Annotated in this window: 1 pseudogene; it reads left to right on the top strand. The window is 41.8% G+C overall.

What is annotated here, in order from left to right:
• Positions 1-297, top strand: a pseudogene (locus WEIDD23_RS12495) (ATP-dependent RecD-like DNA helicase); the annotation flags it as partial.

The following is a 297-nucleotide window of genomic DNA, read 5'->3' as shown; positions in this document are numbered from 1 at the left end:
CAACGAGTTGGAAAGAAAAAGGCAATTCGGTCGCAGATATGCAGATTTTGGCACCGATGTATAAAACACCAGCGGGCGTGCATAATTTGAATGCAGTTGCCCAAGAAATTTTCAATCCGATGACCCCTAAAAAGCGGGAAATCAATATTAAATTAGGTGACTTGGCGTTTAGTTTCCGCGTCGGTGATAAAGTGATGCAGACGGCAAATGATCCGGAACACAATGTCTTTAACGGTGACATTGGATATATTACTAGTATTATGTTGGCCAAGGATAAGGCGAATGAAGATAATACGG

It is taken from the genome of Weissella sp. DD23 (genome assembly GCF_001579105.1).
Lineage (GTDB): Bacteria > Bacillota > Bacilli > Lactobacillales > Lactobacillaceae > Weissella > Weissella cibaria.
This window is presented reverse-complemented; position numbering and strand designations above follow the sequence as displayed.